Below are 23411 nucleotides of genomic sequence, written 5' to 3'. Positions count from 1 at the left end.
CCGCCCCGCGTCGTACCGAGTCTCTCTGGAGGTCCCTGACCGATGACCCAGTCGGTGGGTATCAAGGACGTCGCCCGCGCCGCCGGAGTCTCCGTCGGCACGGTCTCGAACGTCATCAACCGTCCGGACACGGTCGCGACGGAGACCCGGGCGCGCGTGCAGTCCGCGATAGACCGGCTGGGCTATGTCCGCAGCGAGTCCGCGCGCCAACTGCGCGCGGGCCGCAGCCGGATCATGGGGCTGCTCGTCCTCGACATGGGCAACCCCTTCTTCGTGGACGTGGCGCGCGGCGCCGAGCGGGCCGCGCGCGAGGCCGGGCTCGGCGTCATGGTCTGCAACAGCGCACAGAGCGCGAGCGAGGAGGCCGACTACCTGTCGCTCTTCGCCGAGCAGCGGGTGCGCGGCGTGCTGCTGACCCCGGCCGACGCCACCGGCCGCAACATCGAGACGTTCCGGCGCCACAACATCCCCTTCGTCCTCGTGGACCGGGTCGCCGAGGGCACCACCGAGTGCTCGGTCTCCGTCGACGACGTCGCGGGCGGCGCGCTCGCCGTACGCCATCTCGTCGACGCCGGGCACCGCTCCATCGCGTACGTCAGCGGCCCGCCCGGCCTCAACCAGGTCCGCGACCGCCGCATCGGTGCCCTGAAGGCGCTGGAGGAGGCCGGCCTCGGCCCCGAGCACCTGCGCGAGCTGCCCACCGAACGGCTCGATGTCGCCGCCGGCCGGGACGCCGGCGCCCGCCTGCTCGGCCTCGCCGAGCGCCCGACCGCCGTCTTCTGCGCCAACGACCTGCTCGCCCTCGGCGTCCTGCAGGCCATGTACGCCGCGGGCGTCGGCGTCCCCGGCGACCTCGCGATCGTCGGCTACGACGACATCGAGTTCGCGGCCGCGGCGGCCGTCCCCCTGACCTCCGTACGGCAGCCCGCGGTCACCATGGGAACCCTCGCGGCGGAGATGCTGCTGGAGGAGACGGAGGAGGAGACCGGGGGCCGCAAACACGAGCACCGACGGGTCGTACTCCAGCCCGAGCTGGTGGTACGCCGGTCCAGCCTGTCGGCACGCTGATCCGACGGAGGTCCGGATCCGCAGGCGCTGATCGGCCATTCAGTACGATTTCATGATCCCGGGGCTCGGTCGACGGACGAACATGTGCTGAACTGGGACGCGGCCCGAAAACCCTCCGTCCCGGGAGCCCTGTTGACCGCGACCTACCGCCAGCCCGGCGTCGTCCTCACCGACCGCCACTTCACCGTGCCCCTCGATCACGACGCCCCGACGGGGGAGACGATCGAGCTCTACGCCCGTGAGGTCGTCGCGAGCGACAAGGCACACCAGGACCTGCCGTGGCTGGTCTACCTCCAGGGCGGCCCCGGCTTCGGCGCGAACCGCTTCGTCGGCAAGGGCGCCTGGCTCGGCCGCGCGCTCAAGGAGTACCGCGTCCTGCTCCTCGACCAGCGCGGCACCGGCCACTCCACGCCCGCCAACCGCCAGACGCTCCCACTGCGCGGCGGCCCGGCCGCCCAGGCCGACTACCTCACGCACTTCCGCGCCGACGCGATCGTCCGGGACTGCGAGGCGATCCGCCCGGAGGTGACCGGCGGCGCCCCCTGGACCGTCCTCGGCCAGAGCTTCGGCGGCTTCTGCACGGTCAACTACCTCTCCACCGCCCCCGAGGGCCTGACCGCAGCCGTCATCACCGGCGGCCTGCCCTCGCTCGACGCCCACGCCGACGACGTCTACCGCGCCGCCTTCCCCCGCATCGAGCGCAAGGTCGCCGCGCACTACGCCCGCTACCCGCAGGACGTCGAGCGCGCCCGCAGCATCGCCGACCACCTGCTCGCGAACGACGTGGTCCTGCCGAACGGCTACCGCCTCACCGCCGAGGCCTTCCAGTCCCTCGGCATCGTCCTCGGCGGCAGCGAGGGCAGCCACCGCCTGCACTACCTGCTGGAGGACGCCTTCGTCCGCACCCCGCAGGGCCCGGCCCTCTCGGACGCCTTCCAGGAGGAGGTCCAGGGCCTGCTGTCGTACGCGAGCCACCCGCTGTACGCCCTCGTCCACGAGGCGATCTACGGCCAGGACGCCCGCCCCACCGCCTGGTCCGCCGAGCGGGTGCGCGCCGAGTTCCCGCAGTTCGACGTGGCCAAGACGCTCGCGGGCGACGGGCCGCTGCTGTTCACCGGCGAGACCATCCACCCCTGGATGTTCGACTGCGACCCCTCCCTGCGCCCGCTGCGCGAGACCGCCGAACTGCTCGCCGCCCGCACCGACTGGACGCCCCTGTACGACTCCGCGCGCCTCGCCGCCAACGAGGTACCGGTCGCGGCGGCCGTCTACCACGACGACATGTACGTCGACACCGCCCACTCCCTCGCCACCGCCCGCGCCGTTCGCGGCCTGCGGACCTGGGTCACCGACGAGTTCGAGCACGACGGTGTACGGGCCGGCGGTCCCCGTGTCCTGGACCGGCTGCTCGCGCTCACCCGTGACGAAGCGTGATGTCGGTGTCACACGTTAGGGTGCGGACATGACCGAGCCGACGATCACTCAGCTGAAGCCCATGCCCGACGACTGGCAGCGCGCGCTCGCCGTCGTCGCGCACCCGGACGACCTCGAGTACGGCTGCTCGGCGGCGGTGGCCGCCTGGACCGACGCCGGCCGTGAGGTCACCTACGTCCTGGCGACCCGCGGCGAGGCCGGCATCGACACGCTCGAACCCGCCCAGTGCGGCCCGCTGCGCGAGCGTGAGCAGCGGGCCAGTGCCGCGGTCGTCGGCGTGACGGCGGTGGAGTTCCTCGACCACAAGGACGGAGTGATCGAGTACGGAACCGCCCTGCGTCGCGACATCGCCGCCGCGATCCGACGGCACCGGCCCGAGCTGGTGATCACGCTCAACCACCGGGACACCTGGGGCGGCACCGCCTGGAACACCCCGGACCACGTGGCCGTCGGCCGCGCCACACTGGACGCGGCCGGTGACGCGGGCAACCGCTGGATCTTCCCGGAGCTCACCGAGCAGGGCCTGGAGCCCTGGAACGGCGTGCGCTGGGTCGCCGTCGCCGGTTCCAGTTCGCCCACGCACGCGGTGGACGCGACGCCGGGCCTGGAGCGCGGGGTGCGCTCGCTGCTCGAACACCGCACCTACATCGAGGCGTTGACCGACAAGGACCCGGAGACGTACGTCCGCGGTTTCCTCACCGGGTACGCCGAGTCGACGGGGGAGCGGTTCGGCGGGAAGCCGGCCGTGGCGTTCGAACTGTTCAGCCGCTAGCGGCCGGAAGAGATCAGCACGGAGGGGGAGACGTGAACGGGACAGACCTGCTGGCGGACCGCTTCGAGGGGCACCGCGGCCACCTCAAGGCGGTCGCGTACCGCATGCTCGGCTCACTGGCCGAGGCGGAGGACGCCGTCCAGGAGGCCTGGCTGAAGCTGAGCCGCAGCGACGCCGACGACATCGACAACCTCGGCGGCTGGCTGACCACCGTGGTCGGCAGGGTCTGCCTGGACATGCTGCGCTCACGCAGCCGGCGCCACGAGCAGTCACTGGAAGAGGCCTTCGTCCCGGACCCGGTGATCCGGCCGCTGTCGACGATCGACCCGGAACAGGAGGTGCTCCAGGCCGACTCGGTGGGGCTGGCCCTGCTCGTGGTGCTGGAGACGCTGGAGCCCGCCGAGAGGATCGCGTTCGTGCTGCACGACCTGTTCGCGGTGCCGTTCGACGACATCGCGCCGATCGTGGAGCGCTCCTCGGCCGCGACCCGCCAACTGGCCAGCCGCGCCCGGCGCCGGGTACGGGGCGCCGAGCCGTCGAGCGAACCCGACCTCGGCAGACAGCGGCAGGTCCTCGAGGCGTTCATGGCCGCCGCCCGCGCGGGTGACTTCGAGGCACTGCTGGCGGTCCTCGATCCCGACGTGGTGCTGCGGGCCGACTCCGGGCCGCTGGTGCGTGGTGTGGCGGCGTCCAAGGTGGTGCGCGGTGCGAAGCCCGTGGCCGAACAGGCGATGCTGTTCCGGCAGTTCGCGCGGTACATGCAGCTCGTGCTCGTCAACGACACGGTTGGGGTGCTCAGCGCCCCCGAAGGGCGGCCGCAGTCGGTCATGGGCGTCACCGTCGCCGACGGCCGGATCACCGAGATGTACATCCTGGCCGACGCCGAGCGGCTGGCCGCACTGGAGCTGCCGGACCTCGGCGGCTGAGTCAGGCGGCCACGGCCAGGGCGCCGACGGTGCGGTGCGGGCCGACCACCCGCCCGTCCGGCAGAAGCTCACCGGTGTCGTCGGGTATTTGGGTAGGACCCTCTTAGGCGCACACACCGAAGCGCCTCCAGGGGGTGGGTCACATGGCCGCCAAGCAGCCACGACAAGCGATCATCTACTGCCGGATCTCCGACGACCGCGAAGGCCGTGAGTACGGCGTCGAGCGGCAGGAAGCACACTGCCGCAAGCTCGCCGCCCGGCGCGGCTGGCACGTCGTCGCCGTGCTGGTCGACAACGACATCACCGGCACCGGCCGCAAGCAGCGCCCCGGCTATGACCGGCTGCTCGACATGCTCCGCGACGGCAGCGCGAACGCCGTCCTGGCCGTGTCGGACAAGCGGCTGAACCGCAACTACCGCAACGCGTTCGCCCTGCTCGACCTGATCCAGGAACGGGACATCGCCGTCGAGTTCACCAAGGGCGGCCCGATCAACATGAACACCGCCGAGGGGCGCGGTATCGCCCGGCGCAAGGCCATCGACGCGCAGGAGGAGTCCGAAGAGATCGGCGAGCGCGTGGCCGACGCCAAGGCCGACAACGTCAGGCGCGGTGAGTTCCGGGGCGGGGGCCGTCCGTTCGGGTTCGAGGCGGACGGCATCACGCCGCGCTCCCTGATCTGCCCCGCGTGCGACACCACCGAGGGCTTCATCATCACCGTCGTCCGCGAGGAGCACGACAAGCACCCGGAGCACGACGACACGCCCTGTCCAATCGAGGCCGTCACGGTCACCTGCCCCCGGGGCTGCGCGGCGCAGCCGGTCAACGCTCCCGGCTCCGAGGCATGGCACCTGGAGGCCGCCACCCGTGCCATCGCCGAGGGCGCCACCAAGCGCTCCGAGCTGCGCAAGTGGCACGCGGAAGGAGTCCGCACCCCCGCCCGCCGCAAGCGTCTCCCGGACGGCACCCGCACCGAGCCGACCCCCGGCGACTGGACGGAGACGACGTTCCTCAAGCTGCTGCTGCGGCCCCGGAACGCGGGGCTCATGGAGGTGGGCGGGGAGATCACCGGCAAGGGTGCCTGGCCCGCCCTGGTGGACGAGGACACCTGGCGCATCTGCCGGGCGATCTTGAAGAACCCCGCCCGCCGCACCTCGCCCGGCCCGGCCCGCAAGTACCTGGGCGGCGGCCTGTACCTGTGCGGCATCTGCCAGTCCCCGGTGAAGACCAAGGGCCGTGGCAACGCCCGCAACGGCTCCGTCTACACGTGCCGCACCGAAGGGCACGTGTCCCGCAGCGTCGCCGCCGTGGACGAGTACGTGGAGGGGCAGCTCATCGATCACCTGACCCGGGTGGGCGCCATGGACACCTCGGTCGCCGCGCCGGACGCCCCGGCCAAGGACTCCACCGAAGACCTGACGGCCCGGCTCAAGGGGTTGAACGCCCGGCTCAAGGGACTGGCCGACGCCTTCGCCGACGACGACACGGCCGACCCTGTGGAGTACCGGTCGGCGGCCCGGCGGATCAAAGAGAAGATCACCGCCGTCGAGAAGCAGATCGCGGAACAGGCCACGGCCACGCTCGCGGACAGTGACCCGGTCGACTGGAGCCTGTCCCCGGAGGAGGCGTGGCCCGGCTACGACATCGAGCGGAAGCGGAAGATCATCGCCACCTGGGTCAAGGTCACCATCCTGCCCGCCGAGCAGGGCCGCCCGGCCGGTTGGCGCCCGGGGTCCAAGTACTTCAACCCGGCGTCCGTGGACCTCGACTGGATCAAGGGGGCAGCGGCATGACCGCCATCGACACACAGTTCCTGCTCGGCCTGTTCGACCAGGACGGGGGCAGCCTCTTCGCCGACGGCCGCACGGCGCTGTACCGCCTGTACGGCCTGGAAGGTCTGCTCTACATCGGCATCTCGGTCAGCCCGCTCACGCGCATACGCACCCATCTGCGGGAGAAGCCCTGGGGGTCCCAAGTCCTCGCCATCCGCATCGAATACCCCGACGACGCCGAGGCGGCCGAACGCGAAGCCGTGCGCACCGAGCGCCCGCGCTACAACGTGATCTTTAACGGCCGGAAGGACGAGACGTCATGACCGACATCCGAGAGCCCCTGTACGGCGCTCAGGCGGCCGAACTCGGAGCCCAGCTCGCCGGTTGCTGGCCAGCGGCGCGCGACCGGAGACGGCCCCTCAGCGTCCCGTGCTGACGCCGTTCCGCCTCGCCCTGCTGAGGCGCCGAACCTGACCCCACCACGCACACGACGAACCCCCGCCGGGTCGCTTCACCGGCGGGGGTTCGGTCTGTCCGGGCTACTGCGCCGCCAGGCTCCGGTGAACGTGGCACGCACACCTGCAACGGCGCACGAGGAGCACGCCGTTGGAGTAGGGCAGCGGTACGTCCTTGGTCTGCCTGCACAGGTCGTGCGTGTCCTCGTACCCGGGCCGCTGCCCCAGCGTGCACTCCGCCGACAGCGTCTGCTCCTCCGTGGGCGCGGTCATCGCGTGACCACCGTCCTGCGCGCCCGGCACCGGTGGCAGCTACAGGGCGGGTATCCCAGGTCTTGCGGCTGGAGCCGTTCGGGGTCTCCGGTCCCCACCTCGTAGCGCGGGACGACCTCCGTCCGCTTCCCGTCCCTGTCGATCTTGTAGACCTCGATCGTCATCATGCTGATCCCTCGTCCCCTCGCAGGTCACCTCAGCCTCACGCGCCCAACGGATGTCCCGGGGGCGCCCCGGAGGGGGCCAGGGAGGGGCCAGAATTAGGTAAATGAGGGGGCCAGCGATGAACACCACTGAGCGCAAGAGGCAGTTCGGCGCGTACCTCGCGCGCCTGCGCCGGGACGCACGCCTGTCCCAGCGCGGCCTGGCCGAGCGACTGTGCCGGGTGTCCGGCGTCGCCACCCTGACCCGCAACGAGGTCAGCCGCTGGGAGCGGGGCGCCCGGGTGCCGGATGCGTGGCTGCCCGCGCTGGCGGTCGCCCTCGCCGTTCCGCTCGGCACCCTGGAGCGGGCCGCCGCCTACGCCCGGGGAGAGGACGAGGGGCGCCTTCCGGGAGCGTTCGCCACGCTGGCCGAGCTGTTGCCACCCGGGGACCCTCTGGAGCCCGGAGACGGGAACTCAGGCCGCCGCATCGGTGCCTCCACCGTGGCGGCTCTGGCCGGGCGGGTGCACGGCCTGCGCCTGGCGGATGACGTGCTGGCCGGGGGCGACCTCATCGACCGCGCATTCCGCGAGCTGTCCCGCGCCGTGCAGCTCCACCGCGAGTCCAGCTACGACGAGCCGACCGGCAACGCGCTGCTCGTCCAGATCGGCGAGCTGTCCCAGATCGCCGGGTGGATCGCCAGCGACGCCGGGCAGCACGCGCAGGCGGAGCATGCCTACCAGCTCGGCATCTCCGCCGCCCGGCAGGCCGGTGACGGCACCCTCGTGGCCAACCTCGCCGGGTCGCTCGCGTATCAACACGCGAACACCGGGAGGGAGTTGGACGCGGTCGACCTCGCCCAGGCCGCCCTGGACGAAGCCGGACCCTCCGCCCCGCCGCAGACCCGCGCCCTGTTCTTCGACCGGGTCGCCTGGGCCCACGCCAAGGCAGGCCGCACCCACGCCCAACAGGCCATGCGCGCCCTCGGCGAGGCGCACGAAGCCCTGACCCAGGAGGCCCCCGACCCCGCGCCGCAGTGGGCCTACTGGGTCAGCCGGGAGGAGCTGGAGGTCATGGACGCCCGGGTCTACACCGAGCTGGCCCGGCCGCTGCGGGCCGTGCCGCTGCTCCGGTCCGTCCTGGAGCGCTACGACGCCACCCACGCCCGTGAGCTGGCCCTGTACCTGTCGTGGCTGGCCGTGGCCTACGCCGACGCCAACGAACCAGAAGCCGCAGCCGAAACGGCGGCCCGCATGTTCGAGCTGTCCGCCGACGTCGCCTCCGAGCGGACCTCGGAGCGCGGCCGGGTGGTGCTGCGCCGCCTGGCCGACTACGACGACGTGCCCGAGGTGAGGGAGCTGCTGGCCGAGCACCCGCCCGGCTGACCCTTTGCCGGCTCACCATGCGCCCCGTGAGTCACACCAGATCATTTAACGAATTCGACCAGGTCAGACGGGGTGCGCCCGTACGCTCCGAGTGCTCCAGATGCCCCGGATTTGTGGCAGACTGGCAGCAGCAAGACGACCAACGACCACAGACCAGTACGCGGTCTGTGGTCGTTTCGCGTTCTGGTCCGGGTCATGACCCGACCGGAGGCCCCTGTGGCTCCAACTCCCCACGATCTCATCGGACTTACTGAGGCCGCCCGGCTGCTCGGCAGCAGCCGCTGGACGGTCCGCCGCATGATCAACCGAGGCGAGCTGCCCGGCTATCGCGTCGGCCGCCTCATCAAGGTCTCGGCCCGCGACGTCGACCGTGCCGCCCGGCGCATACCCCCGGCCGGGGGTGAGTCGTGATGACGCTCGTCGCCCTCGGACTGGCGGTCGTGGCGTTCTTCTACGTCCGGTACCGGTTGCGCCTGTGGAAGGCCACCCGAGCCAAGCGGCTCACGCTGCGCGCTGACTCCGCAGCCAAGGCCGGTGACCGCACGGCCCGGCCGCTCACCCAGCGCCTCCACACGCACCTGCCAGACGCCGCCGTACGGCGCCTCATGCGCTGGAGCCCCCAGCCGGACCGGTTCTGGCACCGCTGGTTCGCGCCCCGGGTCACCGTGGCCCGGCGGGGACTGTTCGGCGGACCGGTCCGCGTCGACCCGGCGCAGCACATCGCCGCCATAGGCACCACCGGCTCCGGCAAGACCTCCGTGCTCCGCGTCCTGGCGGCGTGGGCACTGGCCCGGCCGGACTGGATGGTCGTCGCCCTGGACGGCAAGTGGGGTGCGTCGGTGGCGCCTTACCGGCGGCACTGCCGCGTCCTTGACGACCTGGGCGAGATCGAGGCGTTCCTGTCGGACCTGGTCCGCCGGGAGTTCCCGGCCCGGGGCCGCATGACCCGCCGTCCGCACCTGGTGCTCATCGCGGACGAGTCGCGGCTGTTCAACGAACTGTCGGCCGCCGCCCTGGCGGACCTGGTCACGATCATGCAGACCGGCCGGGAACTCGGCGTGCACGTGTGGGCCGGGCTCCAGGACTTCAAGACCTCGTCGGTGCCGTCGGAGATCCGCATGCTGTTCACGGCCCGGCTGGCGCACCTCGTGCCCACGGCCGAGGACTCGCAGGTGATCTTCAAGGACCTGGCAGCGGCGGGCTGGCGGCCGGACCGGCTGGAGCGCGCCGGGCAACTGCTCGTGTGGGAGCCGCAGCGCAAGAAGGCGCGCGTGTGCTTCGGCCTGTGGGCGAGCGAGACCGCACTCGCCGGGGCGCGCAACCGCGTCTGCCTGGTCAAGATCCCGCCCGTGCACGTGCCCGTTCGTTCGGCCGTTCGCACGCCCTCTGACCTGCGCGTCCAGGCACCGAACGAACAGCGAACGAACACCCGCCCGCCCGTGGCCGACGACGTGCTCACCGCGCTCATGACCTCGCCCGAGCCCTTGGGCGTGCGCGCCCTGGCACGGGCCACCGGGCGCAGTCCCGCCGCCGTGCACGCGGCCGTGAATGCACTCGCCGCCGACGGCGCAGTCACCCGCACCGCCGACGGCTACACGATCCCCCTCCATGCCACTGAAGAGGAGTAACCCCATGGTGCAGGAAGCCGTGGAGGCCCGCGAGAGGGCCGAACAGACCCTGGCCGATGCCGTCGCCCAGGCACCCGTGATCGAGGCCGTGACGGCGGAACTCGCCGCCGTCCTGGAGCCGTTCCGCACCGACCTGACGGGAGGCCAGGACGATGCAGACCAGGACTGAGACCCGTACGCGCACGGTGCCCAAGACCATCGACGGCAAGACGCACCAGGTGCAGGAGACGTACACCGTTGAGCTGCCGGTGCCCCCGCCGGACCGCAAGGCGCAGGTGAAGCAGGCCGTCACGGCATTCGCCGCGCTGATCGTCCTCGCGGCCGTGGTGTGGTCCGCCCTCGCCATCGGGGGCCTGCTGTCGATGGCCTTCACCCCGTGGGCTGCCTACATGATCGCGGCCGTGTTCGACGGCGCGTGGGTCTGCTGCCTCGCCCTGGAGTGGGTGCATCAGTACAACCCGCAGCGTGCCCGTGCGCCGCGCCGGGCGGGGTGGGCAGCGCTGGTGCTCTCCATGGGCCTGATCGCTGCACACGGGGCCGTGGAGTTCTCCCTGTGGGTGGGCATTGCCGGGGCGGCCGTGAGCCTGCTCGCCAAGGGCCTGTGGCACATCGTCATGACGACGAACGGTGCCCGGCTCGACTCCGCCACCCAGCAGTGGGCCGACGCTGAGCGGGCGGAGGCTGAGGGGCGGCTCGCCACCGTGGACATCCGGCGCGAACTCCAGCGGCAGGAGGCCCGGATCCGGGAGGAGTCCGCCGCCCTGGAGGGCTCCGGATCCGTCAGCGCACTGGAGTGGCGCACCCCGGCCACCGACGGCCTGACGGAGGACCGGCTGAGGGCCGAGGTGGAGGACACGGCGGAGCGGATCCGGATCGCCCAGTCCGGGGAGCAGGTGGCTCAGCGGCTCACGTCGGCTGAGCCTGAGCCGCTGAGCCCGGCTGAGCCCCGGCTGAGCCGCCCTGAGCCCGCGCAGGCCGAACAGGCTCAGCCCCGGGAGCCGTTCGGGTTCAGCGCCGCCAGCGTGCAGCGACAGGAGCGCACTGAGCGCGTGGCTGAGCTGCTCAAGGCTGAGCCGGGGCTCACGGGGGCTCAGGTGGCTGAGCGGCTCGGGGTCTCGCTGGCCAGCGGCAAGCGGTACCTCGCCGACGCCCGGAAGGAGGTGCAGAAGTGATCGAGTTCGGTTGCCTCATCGCTCTGGGAATCCTGCTCGCGGCCTCCAAGAACGACCGGCTGAAGATCAGCATCGCCATCGTGGCGACCGTGCTGCTCATGGGCGGGTTCGCCGAGTTCGGCAGCATCGTCACGGGCATCCTCGGGTCCCTCTGACGACAGACACGAGCCCCGCACCGATCACCGGTGCGGGGCTCTTGGATTTAGTCGATTCGTTGAATCGAGCCGGCAAGGGGTCGCCCCAGCTCAGGCGGGCCAGATGCGCCCGTCGGTGTCCACGCGGGCCTGGCGGCATTCGCGCAGGCTCCGCAGCGCCCCGCCGAACAGGCTCCGGTCGTACGCCGACAGCATCTCCATCAGCTCGTCGGCGGTGCGGCCAGGGTTGGCCTGGACGTGGCGCAGCGCCTTACGGCGCAGGAATGGGCTCACGCCGTCGACCCCGCCGCCCATCAGGAGAGGCCCGCCTGCACCAGGTGATCGGCCACGGCCTCGCGGACGTCCTGGGGCAGCGAGGGCATCAGCTCGCCCAGAGTCTGCGCGTCGCCCCACGACCACCGGCGCAGCACGATGTCCATCGCCGCGACGGCGTGCTGTGCCCGGCGGTCGGCGTCGGCGAGCTGAGCGCGGCTCGCGTCCATGACGCTCGGCGGCCCGGCCACGAGGCTGACCCCCGTCCGCTGCTCGACGACGCGCACGATCGCCGCTGCTGCCTCGTCGCTGGCGCGGCGGATGTCGGCCAGGGCTTCCCGGCCGTGAGCGACGATCTCGGCTCGTTGTTCGTCCATGGTCAACTCCTCCTTGCCGGACGGGGGTTGTAGATGCGGAGGCGGGTAGTGATGCGGGCCTGCTCCGCCGGGGACAGGGCGGCGAAGTGCTCCAGGCACGGCCGGTAGTTGCGGCCCGAGCCCGCGCAGGCGCACCGCTCCGCGCTCACCGCCGGGCCGCCCGTCGGTCGGCTGCTGCGTGCCGGGGGCACTGACGGTCGGCGTCGCAGGTGCACCAGTCCGGGAACCGGGAGGCCGCCTTGAACGCACCCCGCCGACGGGCCTGAGCCGTCGCCTCCCGGGCGATCTGGGGGTCGAGCGTTGCCAGGTGCCGGGCCGCGCTCCGGACGCGCTGAGCGGCTGTCTCCGCCGCCGCGTGCGCCGCGCTGAACTCCGCCCGTGCATGGTCGCGTTCGGCCTCGGCCCGGCGGGCGGTGTCGGCCTGGCGCTGGCGGTCGGCCGTCCGGCGGCGTTCCGCAGTCTGCTCGGCGAACCGCCGCACGTCCACGGGACAGGGCTCACCCAGTAGCGCGCGGTACGCCTGGCCGTTCTCCGGGGGGTGCGTCTGGTGCACCCGACTCGCCATGTGCGCGAAGCACGTCGGGCACGCACCGTCCCGGCGGAGCTGATCCCTGACGGCCGCCGCCTCCAGCACGTCCCGGCCGAACACGGCGAACGCGTCCGGGGGCAGCACCTTGAGGGCGTCCCGCCCCGTGGGCAGCAGGTAGAAGCCCGACCCCGTGGCGCCGAGCGGGGTGCTCGTCATCAGGGGGTGCAGCAGGCCGTCCACAGCACGAGCGAACGCGGTCAGGTCGCGGTGACGGCGCAGGGCCTCGGTCCGGCGGTCGGACCGGATGCGGTCGACGTCGGCGGCGGCGACCAGAGCCGGGCCGGAGCGCGCCCGGTTGAGCAGCCGACCGGCGGTGATCATCTTGCGCACAGCCCACTCGGTAAGGCCGAGTCGGCGGGCCGCTTCGGCGACGGGTATTTCATCCATCAATTCACCCCGAGATTGCGGCGGAGGGGAAAGGTAGCGCTACTAGCTTATGCTGGTTATGAGCCTCCCCCAAATGTCTGGATGATCTGCGTCGGGTCAGGGGGAGGCTCCTTTATCTAAATCAGAATTAAGTCGATGAAGATAAATAGGAACCTACAAACTTCGGCGCCCGGCGTTTGGGGCGTTTCAGTCAAGGGTTAGTCGGGGCAGAATTGAGGTGCAGCGCCTGTTCCCCGGAACGGGCGACGGGATCAGCCGGGCACCGACCCGTGGGGGATGCCAACCTCGTCCCGAAGCTGGGAACGCCGTACGAGCGGATGCCTGAAGGCACAGGTGGCCCGCGAAGACACTCGATCTTCGTGGAGGCCGCAGTGCCCAGGAAGTACACCATGAGCGAAAAGGCGCGGGAGGCCCGCCGTAAAGGCGGTGCCGTGTCGGCGCGTTCGCTGGACGGCTACATCACGCGAATCGTCGACCGCGCTCCGGAACTCACCGACGCCCAGATAGCGCGCTTGCGCACGCTGCTGCGCCCCGTTTCCGGGGGTGCGGCGGAATGACCCAGGCACACGAAAGCCGGGGCCTGGGAACCCCGGCTATCGCAGAAGAGGACGCCACCACCGACGTCACTGGTAAGCATACCCAGAGCGGTGCCGGAATTACCTCGACCGGTGGAGGTAATTCGGTCCCCTTCACCGAGGCCAGCCTTACCGCCCTGGAGAAGTCGGCCCTCACGGAGGACTTCGCGCGCGAGCACGGTGTCGAGCCGGTGCACGCCCGGGGCGACCTGCCCGAGGAGCTGCGCTGGGCCTGGGACGGGCCGGGGATGCTGTTCGTCTACGACGACGGCGCCGGGCGCCGCATCCCGCAGTACCGGCCGGACAGCCCCACCCGCAAGGACGAGCACGGACGGCCGCTCAAGTACCTGTTCCCGGCCGACTGCGGCCCGGCGCTGTGGCGGCTGCGGGACCCCAAGAGCGGCAACCCGGACCTCATGGCGGAGGGCACGAAGCAGGGTCTCGCCCTCGCGCGGCACGCCCCCGAGGGGTACGGCGTGATCATCACGGCGGGCTGCTGGACCTGGAGCGGTGCAGACCTCTCCTGGGCCGAGGGGCGCGAGGTGGCCGTGTTCTTCGACGCCGACCTGGCCGACAACAGGGACGTCTGGGACGCCGCTGAGCGGCTCCAGGGGACCCTGGCCGACAACGGGGCCGACGAGCCCGTCAAGTTCGCCCGCGCGTCCGAGGCACGCGCTCGTGAGGGCATCGATGATGTGCTCGGGCGCAAGGCGGAGGAGCACCGGAGCAAGTACATCGAGCGGCTGGTCAAGCGGGCGAACGGCAAGCTGCCGAACAAGCCCCGGCGCCGGGCGGCGGGGTTCTTCGACGCGAACGGCCTGCTGGTCAAAGACCTCGCCGACACGGTCCTGAACCAGGCCCCGGCCGCCCTGACCCGGGAGGGCGTGATCGCCCTCTACAAGAACGGCGTGTACGAGGCGGACGCCGAGGCGTTCGTGTCCAAGGTGGCGGTCCTGCTCGGCAACGATCACCGCAGCACCTACCTGGAGTCGGTGAAGCAGTCTGCCGTCGCCCGGCTGCGGGAGGAGGGCCGGGTCATCCCCGAGAAGCAGGACGAGCCGGTGCTCAACTGCGCCAACGGGATGCTCAACCTGATCACCAACGAACTGAAGCCGCACAGCCCCGACTACCTGTCGGCACAGCAGATCCCGGTGGAGTGGCACGCCGACGCGAAGTGCCCCCACTACGAGGAGTGGCTGAAGAAGGCGTGCCCCGGCCAGATGGACGACCTGGAGGAGACTCTGTCGGCCATGCTCGACCCGAGCCGCACGCCGCTGAGAAACCCCTTCCTGTTCGGGCCGACCCGGTCCGGCAAGTCGACCCTGCTGCGAATTGCCACGGGGGTCGTCGGCGCGGCGAACACGTCGGCGGTCACGCTGCACGAGCTGTCCGTGAACCGCTTCAAGGCGGCCGAGCTGTACGGGCAGATGCTGAACGCGGCGGCCGACCTGTCCGGCCAGGACGTCGAAGACCTGTCCATCTTCAAGATGCTCACCGGCGAGGACCAGGTGAGCGCCGAGCGCAAGCACCAGCAGCCGTTCAAGTTCACCAACCGGGCCCTGTTCGCCTTCTCGGCCAACGAGCTGCCGCAGGTGGGCGAGGGGCATGGAGCCTACTTCGCGCGGATCAAGCCGTTCTGGTTCGGCAACAGCTTCGCCGGACACGAGGACCCCGACATCGAGCGGAAGATGATGGCCGAGCTGGAGGGCATCCTCGTCCGGCTCGTCAGGGCGTGGCAGCGGCGCACCGTCCGGGGCGCGTACCTGCCGACGCTGCCCGAGGTGCAGAGGAAGTTCGAGACCGACTCCAACCGGGTGCGCCTGTTCGTGACCGAGGAGCTGGAGATCATCCCGGCGAAGACCGGAGCCGAGTGCCCCGGCGGCATGGGCCTCAAGGCCGTGCACGACCTCTTCGACATCTGGGCAGGGTCCCAGAAGGTGGGCGCCCTCGGCCGCAACCGGTTCGGCGCCTGGCTGAAGACGTGCCCCGGAGTGACCGAGGTAAGGATCAGCGGAGCGCGCGGCTTCAACGTCCGGCGGAAGCGGGAGACCACGCCCGCCACACCGGCCCCAGAGATCAACCTCCCCGGCACTTCCGGCTCTTTTTCTCCACAACTGGGGACACGCGCGGGAGATGAAAACGGGGTGCACCGCTCAGAGAGTCGTGAGCAGTTGTCGCCGGGAACAGCCGAAAGCGCCGGAAGCACCGGAGACCCGGCCGTGAACGGAACCCGTCCCTTCGAGCCCGTGGAACGGGGCCACGGGCTGTGCCGGGGAGATTCCCAGTGCCCGGCGACGGTGCACCAGCCGCACTGCATTCGAGGGCGCCGGGAAGCCGGTGCCTGACCCACCCTGCCGGGGAGCCAAACGGGCTCCCCGGCCCCATCCCGAACGGAGAAACGATCATGCCGCAACTCACCACCCAGAACGCCGTGATCACCACGGCGACGATCGAAGTGAAGACGCTCACCCTCGGGGGCAAGCAGGTGACCCAGTCGGTGTTCCGGCAGCTCCGTGAGGAGCCGCTGATCAACCACGACGGCACCCTGAACGGCACCCCGTGGGGCTTCGTCAACTACCACCCCGACAAGTGCGCGGACGGGGAACCTCACCGGCACGTCGTCTGGCAGCGCGACGGCGAGCTGCTGCGGGCCACCGTCTCGCAGCCTTATGACTGCCGGGGGGCCTACTGGAGCGCGGCGGGCCAGGAGTTCCTTGAGGCGCACGCGCGTGAGGTCGTGGCCGGGCGCGGCCGGTACTTCGGCGGCAAGCTGCCCGAACTCGTCCGTGAAGACGATGCCGTGGTGGTCCGGCACCGGGTGGACGGCTTCCCGTTCTCAGTGATCCTCGACGCGCCGGAAGACATCCGGGTACGTGACGCATGGCGGGCGTACCTCTCCTGGCGCACGGCGGTCGAGGAGGAAGAGAAGCCCGTCCACAACCCCTACCCCGTCTCCCCCGGCGTGTCGGAGGAGCAGCGCGCCCAGGTGGTCCAGAAGTGGACGGCGGACCGTGCCGAGCGCACCCGGAAGGCCCGGGAGCGGCTCGATGAGGTGGTGGAGGCTCTCGGCCCGGTGCCCTCCCCGGAAGAGGTGGACGCCCTGTACCAGGAGCACCTGGACGAGGCGAAGGACGAGGCCGCCCGCCGCCAGCGGGTCGCCGACGCACTCACGGCCGTCAAGGCACTGCCTCAGCTCTTCATCGCCGTCTGACCGGCCGGGCCCGCCCATACCGGGCCCGGCCTCCACCCCACCCTAGGAGCCTCGGTCGTGATCCCGACTCGCTGCTTCATGCACCCCCGCTGCCCGGCGGACGAGCACAACGTCGGCTGCCCGGCGCGCGAACCGGAGGAGCCCCGGTCGTGCATGGGTGAGCCGTACTGCGCCCCCGACCTGTGCGGCCCACCGTGCCACCACCCGGACTGTCCGGTGCGGTCTTTGCCGGCTCACCTCTAGCCCCACCCGCCCCACAGAACGGAGACGACCATGAGCGCACCGCCGGACGAGGCCGCCCGGACACACGAGCCTGGACCTGCGCCGGACGCCGGACAAATCGACGACAAGATCATCGGCCTGGCGGCTGCGGGCTTGCCCGTCCGCCGGATCGCCGCCGAGGTCGGCATGCCGAAGTCCACCGTGCAGGACCGGCTGACGCACCTGCTGCGCACCCGTACTCAGCGCGCGTCGGACGAGTTCGTTGCCATGCGTGAGGTCCGCCTGGAGGATCTGTTCCGCCGGGCGTACGCGGTCGTGGCCACGGCGGAGAAGGGCTCCGACGCCTGGGGCCGGGCGTGGGACCGCTGCCTGCGGGCGGAGGAGTCCCTACGCAAGCTCAAGGGCGCGGACGCGCCCGAGGCCATGACCATCGCTCTGGAGCGCCGGATCGACGACGAGGCCACCGACGTCGTTGAGGTGCTGCTCAAGGTCATCCCCGATGCGCTGAGGGCCGCCGATCTGGACGGCGCCTTCCGGGCCAAGCTCACCCAGTACGCCCTGGAGCTGGCCAGTTGGCACCTACGCTCGACCGGCGGCGAAGACCCCGGCCCGGCGCCGGAGGCACCCCGGCCGCAGCTCGCCCTGCCGCCCGGCCCGTCAGCCGCTGCGCCGGAGGCTCCGCCCCTTCCGCGCTACCGCGAGCCGGACGGTGCGGACGCCGTGCTGGCTCAACTGGCGAAGTTCGAGGACGAGTTCGGCTCCCTGGAGGACGACGATGAAGGCTGACCGCCGCAAGCAGATCAAGAAGCGGCTCCGTGAGATCGCCCGCAACCCCAACGCCCCCGGTGCAGCCGAGGAGGCGCAGCGGCTGACGGCGGAGTACAAGCGGCTCCAGTCGGCTGAGCGCACCCCGGCGGCCGAGCCCGCCCCGGCCGACCCGGACGCGGAGGCCATCGCCACCTGGCCGCCGGAACTGCGCGCCCGGCTCCAGCGCTCATCCTTCAACCGCGTGGTCGACCGGGGCTCCTCGGTGCACGACCCCGGCGGCTGGGACACGCTGAACGACCCGCGCCGCAGCCGCTGAGGCCGGTTACGAGGCGTAGCGATTTTGCTAAATCGGCCCAAGATCGCTCGGTGGTCCCGATTAGCGACTGTAAACCGCTCTGACCTGGGGTGATGCGGAACGAGCCCGGTAGCTCAGCGTAAGGTCGCTAAGGGGGTCCTACCTGGATTCTTGACTCGTCGAAGACGATGGTGCCGTTGCACAGCAGGCTCCAGCCCTGTTCGGGGTGGGCCGACATGATCACGGCGGTCTGATGGTCCGGGCTGTCGGCGGTGGGGCACGGGGGCTGGTGGCTGCACATGACGTCTCCCTGGGGTTCGTTCGCGGGTCGGTGCTCCTGTTTTCGTCGGGCCGTATCTCAGTGGTAGCCGAGTTTGTTTTCCGTTGTATGAGAGGACCCCCACAGCGCTTGGAACTCATCGGTGAGTTTTCGTGGCGGGGCGGACATTAGGCTGGAGGGCATGCAAGATCACCCCGGCCACCTCACCGACCTGCGCGGAGACTGCGCGAACTGTTTCGGGCTGTGCTGTGTGGCGCTGCCCTTCACCGCCTCGGCGGACTTCGCGCTCGACAAGGACGCCGGGACGCCCTGCCGCAACCTCCAGGACGACCACCGCTGCGGCATCCACGCCCGGCTCCGGCAGAGCGGCTTCACGGGCTGCACGGTCTACGACTGCTTCGGCGCCGGGCAGAAGGTCTCGCAGGTCACCTTCGCCGGGCACGACTGGCGCACGGGCTCCCGCGCGCACGCCCGGCGGATGTTCGACGTCTTCCCGGTCGTCCGCCAGCTCCACGAACTGCTCTGGTACCTGACCGAGGCGCTCACCCTGCCCGCCGCCCGTCCCCTCCACGCCGAACTGCGCGGCATCCTGGACAAGACCGAAGAGCTCACGCGGCAGGCCCCGGAGGACCTCGCGGCGCTGGATGTGGCCGCGCACCGGCAGGACGTCAACGTGCTCCTGCTCCAGACCAGCGAGCTGGCCCGGGCCGGCATCGGCGGTCGTAAGAAGAACCGCCGGGGCGCGGACCTGATCGGCGCCCGGCTCAAGGGCGCCGACCTGCGCGGCGCCAATCTGCGCGGTGCCTACCTCATCGCCGCCGACCTGTCCGGCGCGGACCTGCGCGGGGCGGACCTCATCGGCGCCGACCTGCGCGACACCGACCTCACGGACGCCGATCTGACGGGTGCCTTCTTCCTGACCCAGCCCCAGCTGAACGCGGCCCGCGGCAGCGCGGGCACCCGGCTGCCGGCGTCAGTCGGCCGCCCGGTGCACTGGACAGCGGAGCTCTGACGGCGCGTCCTCGACGGCGGGGGAGGGGCCTGACGCCACGGGCGCGGGCGTGGCCCGCCGCTCCAGGCGCAGCCGCAACCCCTCCGGCATCAGCGTCAGTCTCTCCGTCACCCGCAGCCGATAGGCCAGGTCGCTCCGGAAGTCGTAGCGGCGCAGCAGCAGACCCAGCACCAGCGTGGCCTCGTGCAGCGCGAACTGGCGCCCGATGCAGGCCCGCGCCCCCGTCCCGAACGGCTTGAAGGTGTGCGGCGGACGCGTGCGTACGGCCTTCGGATCGAAGCGGTCCGGGTCGAAGCGCTCGGCGTCCGCGCCCCACACTGCGGGATCGCGGTGCAGCATCGCCGTGAGCACCAGCGCCCAGGCGCCCCGCCGCATCGGGTGGGCCCCGCCGAGCACGGTCTCCTCGCGGGCCTCCCGGGCGAAGGCGGGCGCCGTCGGCCACAGCCGCAGTGACTCGTCGAGTATGCGGCGTACGTAGCGCAGCCGGGCCACCTGGTCGTAGCCGGGCACCGCGGTGGCGCCCCAGACGTCGTCCACCTCGGCGCGGGCGCGGGCCGCGACCTGCGGGTGGCGGGAGAGATAGTGCAGGGCGAAGGAGAGGGCGCCCGAGGTCGTCTCGTGGCCGGCCACCAGGAAGGTGATCACCTGGCGCCGGACGTTCTGTGCGCAGAGCCGCTCGCCCGTCTGCGGATGGGCCGTCTCCAGCATGCGGTCCAGCAGGTCCCCGTCCCCCCGGCCGCCCGCCGTACGGGCCCGGACCAGCTCGTCGACCGTGCGGTTGAGGTAGGCGATGTCGGCCTGGTTGCCGCGCGCGGCACGCCGGAGCAGGAACGGCCACGGCACGGTGTTGAGCCGCTGGGCGTAGGTCAGCGTGCCGACCATCGCCGACACGAAGGGATGCGGACGGGCACGCTCGAAGGAGCCGAAGTCGTGCCCGAAACCGGTGCGCGCGATGGTCTCCAGGGTCAGCTTGGTCATGTCGCCGGGCACGTCCACCGTCCGGCCCGCGGCCAGTTCGCGGTCCCAGTGGTCCATGAGCCGGTCGGCCACGGCCAGCATCATCGGGTGGTAGCCCGCCATGGCCTCCCGGCTGAATCCCGGGGCGAGGACGTCGTGCGCCAACTGCCAGTTCGGCTCGTGGTTGTACGCCGTGAACAGGCCGTCCCCGACGACCGGCCGCAGATTGGCGATGCCGAGCCCGACATGCTTGGCGAAGCGCGACTCGTCCGCCATGTCGGCCGCGAGTCCGGCGCCCCACACGAACACGAACTCCCTGTTGAACGCCCTGCGCCGGAAGATCGGCCCCAGCTCCCGGGCGTACCGCAGGGAGTCCTGCAGCGGTGTACGCCTGCTGGCTCCGAGTATGTCGCCGAGGAGCGGGAGCCGGTGCGGGGGATGCGGTATGCGGTGCAGCTCCGGCCAGCCCTGCTCCGCGCTGCGGAACCCCTTCGGGAGCCCGTTCCCGGTCGTCGTCTCCGCCATGACGCGATCTCCCTTGATCCGGCGACACCATGCGACGCAGCGCTATTTGTACGTGGGTTCAATAACGCGTTCAGTCTGGTCCCGCCGCTGAATCCACGTCAAGTAAAGTGCGGGCATGGCCGCGAACCAGGGCGAGCGCACCCGCCGCAGGCTCAGCACCGCGGAGCGACGTGAGCAGCTGCTCGCGGTCGGGGCGCGGCTGTTCTCGGAGAGTCCGTACGACGAGGTGTGGATCGAGCAGGTCGCCGAGATCGCCGGAGTCTCACGCGGGCTGCTCTATCACTACTTCCCGACCAAGCGGGACTTCTTCGCGGCCGTCGTCGAGCGGGAGAGCGAGCGCATGCTGCGGATGACGGCGGCGGTGCCCGGAGTCCCGGTGCGCGAGCAACTCGCCGCGGGTCTCGACACGTATCTGGAGTACGTCCAGGCCCATGCCCACGGCTACCGCGCCTTCCATCGCGCCGACGCGGCCGGTGACCAGTCCGTGCGCAAGGTCTACCAACGCGCCCTGGCCGCGCAGGAGAAGCAGATCCTGGCGGCGATGGCGGCGGACCCCGAGTTCGGCCCGGTCTTCGAGGGTCGGCCGGATGTCCGGCTGGCCGTGCGGGGCTGGCTGGCGTTCATCACCGCCGTCTGTCTGGAGTGGCTGAGGGACTCCGAGCTCTCCCGCGAGCAGGTGCGCGACCTGTGCGCCCGCGCGCTGTTGGGTGTCATCGCTCCCTGAGTGCATCCCAAGAGATCACACGGGATCGCCTGGCCCGGTTGGCGTGCGGCTCGATCTTCGATAGGTTAGGCAAGGCTTACCTAAGGAGGTATGGGATGGGTGACAGCCAAACCTGGGCGGCCGCGCCTTCCGCGGCGGAACGTGCCCGGTCGGTGCTTGCCGCCGCGTGGTCCTGCGCGGTGATCGCGGAGGGCTGCCGCGAAGAACTCGTCGGCGCGCACACCGTGACCGAGGACGGCCGCGTCCTGCTGGACGTCCCGCAGGACAGTGTGCTCGTCGCGGCGACGATCTGCGCACCCCGCGGAGAGCCGTCCGCCGTCCTGGAGTTCGCCGACGTCGCCCCCGTGCCGGTGCGGGGGCGGATCCGCGCCCGGCTCTGGCTGTCCGGCTGGTTCACCCCCGAGGAGGGAAGGCTCGCCTTCCGGGCGACGCGGGCGGTGCTGCGCCTGCCGTCCGGTGCCGTGGTCGTCGACCTCGACGAGTTCGCCGCCGCCGCGCCCGACCCGCTCGCCACCGCCGAGGCCCGGCTGCTCAGCCACCTCGCCGACTGCCACCCGGACGCCGTCGAGCGGCTCACCCGCCTCGTCGAGTCCGACAGCCTGCACGGCGCCGTGCGCGTCCAGCCCCTCGCCGTCGACCGGCACGGACTGACGCTGCGCATCGAGCGCGCCCGTGCCCAGGCAGACGTACGACTGGCCTTCCACCGGCCCGCCGACGACGTCGCACAGCTCACCGAGCGCATGCACGTCCTGCTCGCCCAGGCCGGCGCCGCCTCCTGCCCCCGGGCTCTACAGCGGCAGCGCACAGACGGCGACGGGTGACGCGAACGGTTCGCCCGCGAGCCGCAGTTCACCGTTGTCCTCGTCGACCTGGAAGACGCTGACGGTGCTCGACCGCTGGTTGGCCGCGAACAGCAGCGTGCCCTCCGGCGAGAGGGCGAGCTGCCGCGGGAAGTCCCCGGACACCGGCACCGTGTCGAGCAGCCGGAGCCGGGCGCCGTCCGCCTCCACCGCGTAGCGCGCGAGGCTGTTGTGGCCCCGGTTGGCGAGGTAGGCGTACCGGCCGTTCTTCGTCACCACGATCTGCGCGGGATAGCTGGTGCCCGCTCCCGTGCCCGTGGACTGCTCCTCGCCGATCGTCAGCCGGCCCGTGCCGGCGTCGTACGCGCACACCGCGACGGTGTTGTCGACCTCGTTGGCCAGGTAGGCGTACCGCCCGCCCGGGTGGAAGGTGAGATGGCGCGGGCCCGCCCCCGGCTCCGTCTGCGCCCGCGCGACCTCGGTCAGCGTGCCCGCCTTCTGGTCGAGGCGGTAGGTGTACACGGTATCCGTGCCCAGGTCGACGGCGAGGACGTGGCCGCCGTCGGGGCTCGTGACGAACTGGTGGGCGTGCGGGCCCTCCTGGCCCGGTCCCGGCGCCGGACCGGAATGCGTGACCAGGTCGGTACGCTCCCCGAGCGCGCCCGAGGCGGCGATGGGGTGCACGGCCACGCTGCCCGTGCCGTAGTTGGCGCTCAGCAGCCAGCGTCCGCTCGGATGCACCGAGAGATGGCAGGGTGCCGCCCCGCCGGTGCCTCGGCTCCCCAGAACCTTGCGGTCGGCGACGCGGACGGCGGTCACGGCACCGTCATCGCGCTCGTTGACCGCGTACAGAGTCCGGCCGTCGGGGTGCAGCGCCAGGTACGACGGGTCGGCGACGCCGGTGATCGTCCCGGTGCCGGTGACACGGCCCGTGACCGGGTCGTAGGTGGCGAGGCCGATGCCCGTGCCGCCGCCCTCGGCGGAGGTGTACGTGCCGAGGTAGAGGGGGTGCGGGCCGGAGGGCTTGCGGCTCTCGGTCTGGGCGCTCGGACGCGCCTCGGGTGTCGTCGTGCCGGAGGTCGCCGTGTCGGCCGGGTCCGCGGGTGCGGGCGCGTCGTCGCACGCCGTGGCCGCCGGGACCGTCACGCCGACGGCCGATCCCGCCATGGTGCCGACGAATCGGCGCCTGCTCAGCCCACCACTGCCCATGTCCACACCTCAGGTCGTCGGTCGTCGTGGTCGCGACAGCAACCTTGG

The 23411-nt window shown here is 71.6% G+C and carries 26 protein-coding genes and 2 pseudogenes; 20 read left to right on the top strand and 8 right to left on the bottom strand.

All coding sequences use genetic code 11. The features are described from left to right. Positions 1 to 42 precede the first annotated feature (42 nt). The 4 genes from EJ357_RS03635 (at position 43) to sigJ (ending at position 4200) form a co-directional block, all read left to right on the top strand. Entirely contained in the window at positions 43 to 1068 is a 1026-nt protein-coding gene (locus EJ357_RS03635; protein ID WP_126388536.1) for a LacI family DNA-binding transcriptional regulator, read from the top strand. Positions 1069 to 1200: 132 nt separating this feature from the next. Further along, on the top strand, positions 1201 to 2502 hold the full coding sequence (locus EJ357_RS03630; protein ID WP_126388534.1) for an alpha/beta fold hydrolase: 1302 nt from the start codon (positions 1201 to 1203) through the stop codon (positions 2500 to 2502). Between the two features lie 28 nt (positions 2503 to 2530). After that, the gene (locus EJ357_RS03625; protein ID WP_126388532.1) at positions 2531 to 3274 is read left to right on the top strand and encodes a PIG-L deacetylase family protein; all 744 of its coding nucleotides are present in this window, start codon (positions 2531 to 2533) and stop codon (positions 3272 to 3274) included. A gap of 32 nt (positions 3275 to 3306) precedes the next feature. Next, positions 3307 to 4200 carry an RNA polymerase sigma factor SigJ gene (sigJ, locus tag EJ357_RS03620; RefSeq protein ID WP_126388530.1) on the top strand — a complete coding sequence of 298 codons (894 nt, stop codon included), beginning with the start codon at positions 3307 to 3309 and terminating at the stop codon, positions 4198 to 4200. Position 4201: 1 nt separating this feature from the next. Here the strand turns inward: sigJ and EJ357_RS49020 are convergent. Next, a pseudogene (locus EJ357_RS49020) lies at positions 4202 to 4282 on the bottom strand (DUF5999 family protein); the annotation flags it as partial. 61 nt (positions 4283 to 4343) lie between these two features. Between EJ357_RS49020 and EJ357_RS03615 the strand changes: the two are divergent. Next, entirely contained in the window at positions 4344 to 5990 is a 1647-nt protein-coding gene (locus tag EJ357_RS03615; protein WP_126388528.1) for a recombinase family protein, read from the top strand. Then, positions 5987 to 6292, top strand: coding sequence for a GIY-YIG nuclease family protein (locus tag EJ357_RS03610; protein WP_228472952.1), 306 nt, complete (start codon positions 5987 to 5989; stop codon positions 6290 to 6292). Before EJ357_RS03615 ends, EJ357_RS03610 begins: the two co-directional genes overlap by 4 nt. A gap of 216 nt (positions 6293 to 6508) precedes the next feature. On the opposite strand, the gene EJ357_RS03605 is transcribed toward EJ357_RS03610, so the two are convergent. Beyond that, complete coding sequence (locus EJ357_RS03605) at positions 6509 to 6697, bottom strand: hypothetical protein (protein ID WP_126388526.1); 189 nt, start codon at positions 6695 to 6697, stop codon at positions 6509 to 6511. A 283-nt stretch (positions 6698 to 6980) separates the two neighbouring features. On the opposite strand from EJ357_RS03605, the gene EJ357_RS03600 reads away from it, so the two are divergent. The 6 genes from EJ357_RS03600 (at position 6981) to EJ357_RS48105 (ending at position 11180) form a co-directional block, all read left to right on the top strand. After that, positions 6981 to 8225 carry a helix-turn-helix domain-containing protein gene (locus tag EJ357_RS03600; RefSeq protein WP_126388524.1) on the top strand — a complete coding sequence of 415 codons (1245 nt, stop codon included), beginning with the start codon at positions 6981 to 6983 and terminating at the stop codon, positions 8223 to 8225. A 195-nt stretch (positions 8226 to 8420) separates the two neighbouring features. Then, entirely contained in the window at positions 8421 to 8636 is a 216-nt protein-coding gene (locus EJ357_RS03595) for a helix-turn-helix domain-containing protein (RefSeq protein WP_126388522.1), read from the top strand. Beyond that, positions 8636 to 9853 carry a helix-turn-helix domain-containing protein gene (locus EJ357_RS03590; protein ID WP_126388520.1) on the top strand — a complete coding sequence of 406 codons (1218 nt, stop codon included), beginning with the start codon at positions 8636 to 8638 and terminating at the stop codon, positions 9851 to 9853. The genes EJ357_RS03595 and EJ357_RS03590 overlap by 1 nt, the downstream gene beginning before the upstream one ends. Positions 9854 to 9857: 4 nt before the next feature. Continuing rightward, a complete protein-coding gene (locus EJ357_RS48110) occupies positions 9858 to 10022 on the top strand; it encodes a hypothetical protein (RefSeq protein ID WP_175647300.1) in 165 nt (54 codons plus the stop codon). After that, positions 10006 to 11025 carry a protein transporter Sec31 gene (locus tag EJ357_RS03585; protein WP_126388518.1) on the top strand — a complete coding sequence of 340 codons (1020 nt, stop codon included), beginning with the start codon at positions 10006 to 10008 and terminating at the stop codon, positions 11023 to 11025. Before EJ357_RS48110 ends, EJ357_RS03585 begins: the two co-directional genes overlap by 17 nt. Further along, positions 11022 to 11180, top strand: a complete 159-nt coding sequence (locus EJ357_RS48105) for a hypothetical protein (protein WP_175647299.1) — start codon at positions 11022 to 11024, stop codon at positions 11178 to 11180. The genes EJ357_RS03585 and EJ357_RS48105 overlap by 4 nt, the downstream gene beginning before the upstream one ends. Positions 11181 to 11270: 90 nt before the next feature. Here EJ357_RS48105 and EJ357_RS03580 read toward each other — a convergent pair whose 3' ends face one another. The 3 genes from EJ357_RS03580 to EJ357_RS03570 form a co-directional block, all read right to left on the bottom strand. After that, the gene (locus EJ357_RS03580; protein WP_126388516.1) at positions 11271 to 11453 is read right to left on the bottom strand and encodes a hypothetical protein; all 183 of its coding nucleotides are present in this window, start codon (positions 11451 to 11453) and stop codon (positions 11271 to 11273) included. 20 nt (positions 11454 to 11473) lie between these two features. Further along, positions 11474 to 11809 carry a hypothetical protein gene (locus EJ357_RS03575; RefSeq protein ID WP_126388514.1) on the bottom strand — a complete coding sequence of 112 codons (336 nt, stop codon included), beginning with the start codon at positions 11807 to 11809 and terminating at the stop codon, positions 11474 to 11476. A 145-nt stretch (positions 11810 to 11954) separates the two neighbouring features. Continuing rightward, positions 11955 to 12785, bottom strand: a complete 831-nt coding sequence (locus EJ357_RS03570; protein WP_126388512.1) for a hypothetical protein — start codon at positions 12783 to 12785, stop codon at positions 11955 to 11957. A gap of 389 nt (positions 12786 to 13174) precedes the next feature. Between EJ357_RS03570 and EJ357_RS48100 the strand changes: the two genes are divergently transcribed. The 5 genes from EJ357_RS48100 (at position 13175) to EJ357_RS03550 (ending at position 17877) form a co-directional block, all read left to right on the top strand. Beyond that, on the top strand, positions 13175 to 13342 hold the full coding sequence (locus tag EJ357_RS48100; RefSeq protein WP_175647298.1) for a hypothetical protein: 168 nt from the start codon (positions 13175 to 13177) through the stop codon (positions 13340 to 13342). Further along, the gene (locus EJ357_RS03565) at positions 13339 to 15705 is read left to right on the top strand and encodes a DNA primase family protein (protein ID WP_126388510.1); all 2367 of its coding nucleotides are present in this window, start codon (positions 13339 to 13341) and stop codon (positions 15703 to 15705) included. Before EJ357_RS48100 ends, EJ357_RS03565 begins: the two co-directional genes overlap by 4 nt. 59 nt (positions 15706 to 15764) lie before the next feature. Then, positions 15765 to 16571, top strand: coding sequence for a hypothetical protein (locus EJ357_RS03560; RefSeq protein WP_126388508.1), 807 nt, complete (start codon positions 15765 to 15767; stop codon positions 16569 to 16571). Between the two features lie 273 nt (positions 16572 to 16844). Next, positions 16845 to 17579, top strand: coding sequence for a hypothetical protein (locus EJ357_RS03555; protein WP_126388506.1), 735 nt, complete (start codon positions 16845 to 16847; stop codon positions 17577 to 17579). Then, positions 17569 to 17877, top strand: a complete 309-nt coding sequence (locus EJ357_RS03550; RefSeq protein WP_126388504.1) for a hypothetical protein — start codon at positions 17569 to 17571, stop codon at positions 17875 to 17877. The genes EJ357_RS03555 and EJ357_RS03550 overlap by 11 nt, the downstream gene beginning before the upstream one ends. A 151-nt stretch (positions 17878 to 18028) precedes the next feature. Here EJ357_RS03550 and EJ357_RS48095 read toward each other — a convergent pair. Further along, positions 18029 to 18157: pseudogene (locus EJ357_RS48095) on the bottom strand (DUF5999 family protein); the annotation flags it as partial. A gap of 160 nt (positions 18158 to 18317) precedes the next feature. Between EJ357_RS48095 and EJ357_RS03545 the strand changes: the two are divergent. Continuing rightward, positions 18318 to 19148 carry a pentapeptide repeat-containing protein gene (locus tag EJ357_RS03545; RefSeq protein ID WP_126388502.1) on the top strand — a complete coding sequence of 277 codons (831 nt, stop codon included), beginning with the start codon at positions 18318 to 18320 and terminating at the stop codon, positions 19146 to 19148. On the opposite strand, the gene EJ357_RS03540 is transcribed toward EJ357_RS03545, so the two are convergent. Then, the gene (locus EJ357_RS03540) at positions 19110 to 20630 is read right to left on the bottom strand and encodes a cytochrome P450 (RefSeq protein WP_126388500.1); all 1521 of its coding nucleotides are present in this window, start codon (positions 20628 to 20630) and stop codon (positions 19110 to 19112) included. The two genes, EJ357_RS03545 and EJ357_RS03540, sit on opposite strands and share 39 nt — an antisense overlap. Before the next feature lie 115 nt (positions 20631 to 20745). Between EJ357_RS03540 and EJ357_RS03535 the strand changes: the two genes are divergently transcribed. Further along, a complete protein-coding gene (locus EJ357_RS03535) occupies positions 20746 to 21354 on the top strand; it encodes a TetR/AcrR family transcriptional regulator (RefSeq protein WP_126388498.1) in 609 nt (202 codons plus the stop codon). A 95-nt stretch (positions 21355 to 21449) separates the two neighbouring features. Further along, the gene (locus EJ357_RS03530; RefSeq protein WP_126388496.1) at positions 21450 to 22175 is read left to right on the top strand and encodes a DUF2470 domain-containing protein; all 726 of its coding nucleotides are present in this window, start codon (positions 21450 to 21452) and stop codon (positions 22173 to 22175) included. Here the strand turns inward: EJ357_RS03530 and EJ357_RS03525 are convergent. Next, complete coding sequence (locus tag EJ357_RS03525) at positions 22143 to 23363, bottom strand: lactonase family protein (RefSeq protein WP_175647296.1); 1221 nt, start codon at positions 23361 to 23363, stop codon at positions 22143 to 22145. The genes EJ357_RS03530 and EJ357_RS03525 overlap by 33 nt on opposite strands. Positions 23364 to 23411: the final 48 nt, after the last annotated feature.

This window comes from Streptomyces cyaneochromogenes (assembly GCF_003963535.1).
In the GTDB taxonomy this organism is placed as follows: Bacteria; Actinomycetota; Actinomycetes; order Streptomycetales; family Streptomycetaceae; genus Streptomyces; species Streptomyces shaanxiensis.
This window is presented reverse-complemented; position numbering and strand designations above follow the sequence as displayed.

What these genes read in the sequence shown, in the direction of transcription:
- EJ357_RS03540 (WP_126388500.1), bottom strand. Translation starts at nt 20,630, where the DNA reads ATGGCGGAGACGACGACCGGGAACGGGCTCCCGAAGGGGTTCCGCAGC.
- EJ357_RS03535 (WP_126388498.1), top strand. Translation starts at nt 20,746, where the DNA reads ATGGCCGCGAACCAGGGCGAGCGCACCCGCCGCAGGCTCAGCACCGCG.
- EJ357_RS03605 (WP_126388526.1), bottom strand. Translation starts at nt 6,697, where the DNA reads ATGACCGCGCCCACGGAGGAGCAGACGCTGTCGGCGGAGTGCACGCTG.
- EJ357_RS03610 (WP_228472952.1), top strand. Translation starts at nt 5,987, where the DNA reads ATGACCGCCATCGACACACAGTTCCTGCTCGGCCTGTTCGACCAGGAC.
- EJ357_RS03575 (WP_126388514.1), bottom strand. Translation starts at nt 11,809, where the DNA reads ATGGACGAACAACGAGCCGAGATCGTCGCTCACGGCCGGGAAGCCCTG.
- EJ357_RS03560 (WP_126388508.1), top strand. Translation starts at nt 15,765, where the DNA reads ATGCCGCAACTCACCACCCAGAACGCCGTGATCACCACGGCGACGATC.
- EJ357_RS03635 (WP_126388536.1), top strand. Translation starts at nt 43, where the DNA reads ATGACCCAGTCGGTGGGTATCAAGGACGTCGCCCGCGCCGCCGGAGTC.
- EJ357_RS03625 (WP_126388532.1), top strand. Translation starts at nt 2,531, where the DNA reads ATGACCGAGCCGACGATCACTCAGCTGAAGCCCATGCCCGACGACTGG.
- EJ357_RS03595 (WP_126388522.1), top strand. Translation starts at nt 8,421, where the DNA reads ATGACCCGACCGGAGGCCCCTGTGGCTCCAACTCCCCACGATCTCATC.
- EJ357_RS03550 (WP_126388504.1), top strand. Translation starts at nt 17,569, where the DNA reads ATGAAGGCTGACCGCCGCAAGCAGATCAAGAAGCGGCTCCGTGAGATC.
- EJ357_RS03545 (WP_126388502.1), top strand. Translation starts at nt 18,318, where the DNA reads ATGCAAGATCACCCCGGCCACCTCACCGACCTGCGCGGAGACTGCGCG.
- EJ357_RS03530 (WP_126388496.1), top strand. Translation starts at nt 21,450, where the DNA reads ATGGGTGACAGCCAAACCTGGGCGGCCGCGCCTTCCGCGGCGGAACGT.
- EJ357_RS03570 (WP_126388512.1), bottom strand. Translation starts at nt 12,785, where the DNA reads ATGGATGAAATACCCGTCGCCGAAGCGGCCCGCCGACTCGGCCTTACC.
- EJ357_RS03585 (WP_126388518.1), top strand. Translation starts at nt 10,006, where the DNA reads ATGCAGACCAGGACTGAGACCCGTACGCGCACGGTGCCCAAGACCATC.
- EJ357_RS48110 (WP_175647300.1), top strand. Translation starts at nt 9,858, where the DNA reads ATGGTGCAGGAAGCCGTGGAGGCCCGCGAGAGGGCCGAACAGACCCTG.
- EJ357_RS03615 (WP_126388528.1), top strand. Translation starts at nt 4,344, where the DNA reads ATGGCCGCCAAGCAGCCACGACAAGCGATCATCTACTGCCGGATCTCC.
- EJ357_RS03600 (WP_126388524.1), top strand. Translation starts at nt 6,981, where the DNA reads ATGAACACCACTGAGCGCAAGAGGCAGTTCGGCGCGTACCTCGCGCGC.
- EJ357_RS03590 (WP_126388520.1), top strand. Translation starts at nt 8,636, where the DNA reads ATGACGCTCGTCGCCCTCGGACTGGCGGTCGTGGCGTTCTTCTACGTC.
- EJ357_RS48100 (WP_175647298.1), top strand. Translation starts at nt 13,175, where the DNA reads ATGAGCGAAAAGGCGCGGGAGGCCCGCCGTAAAGGCGGTGCCGTGTCG.
- EJ357_RS03555 (WP_126388506.1), top strand. Translation starts at nt 16,845, where the DNA reads ATGAGCGCACCGCCGGACGAGGCCGCCCGGACACACGAGCCTGGACCT.
- EJ357_RS03565 (WP_126388510.1), top strand. Translation starts at nt 13,339, where the DNA reads ATGACCCAGGCACACGAAAGCCGGGGCCTGGGAACCCCGGCTATCGCA.
- EJ357_RS03525 (WP_175647296.1), bottom strand. Translation starts at nt 23,363, where the DNA reads ATGGGCAGTGGTGGGCTGAGCAGGCGCCGATTCGTCGGCACCATGGCG.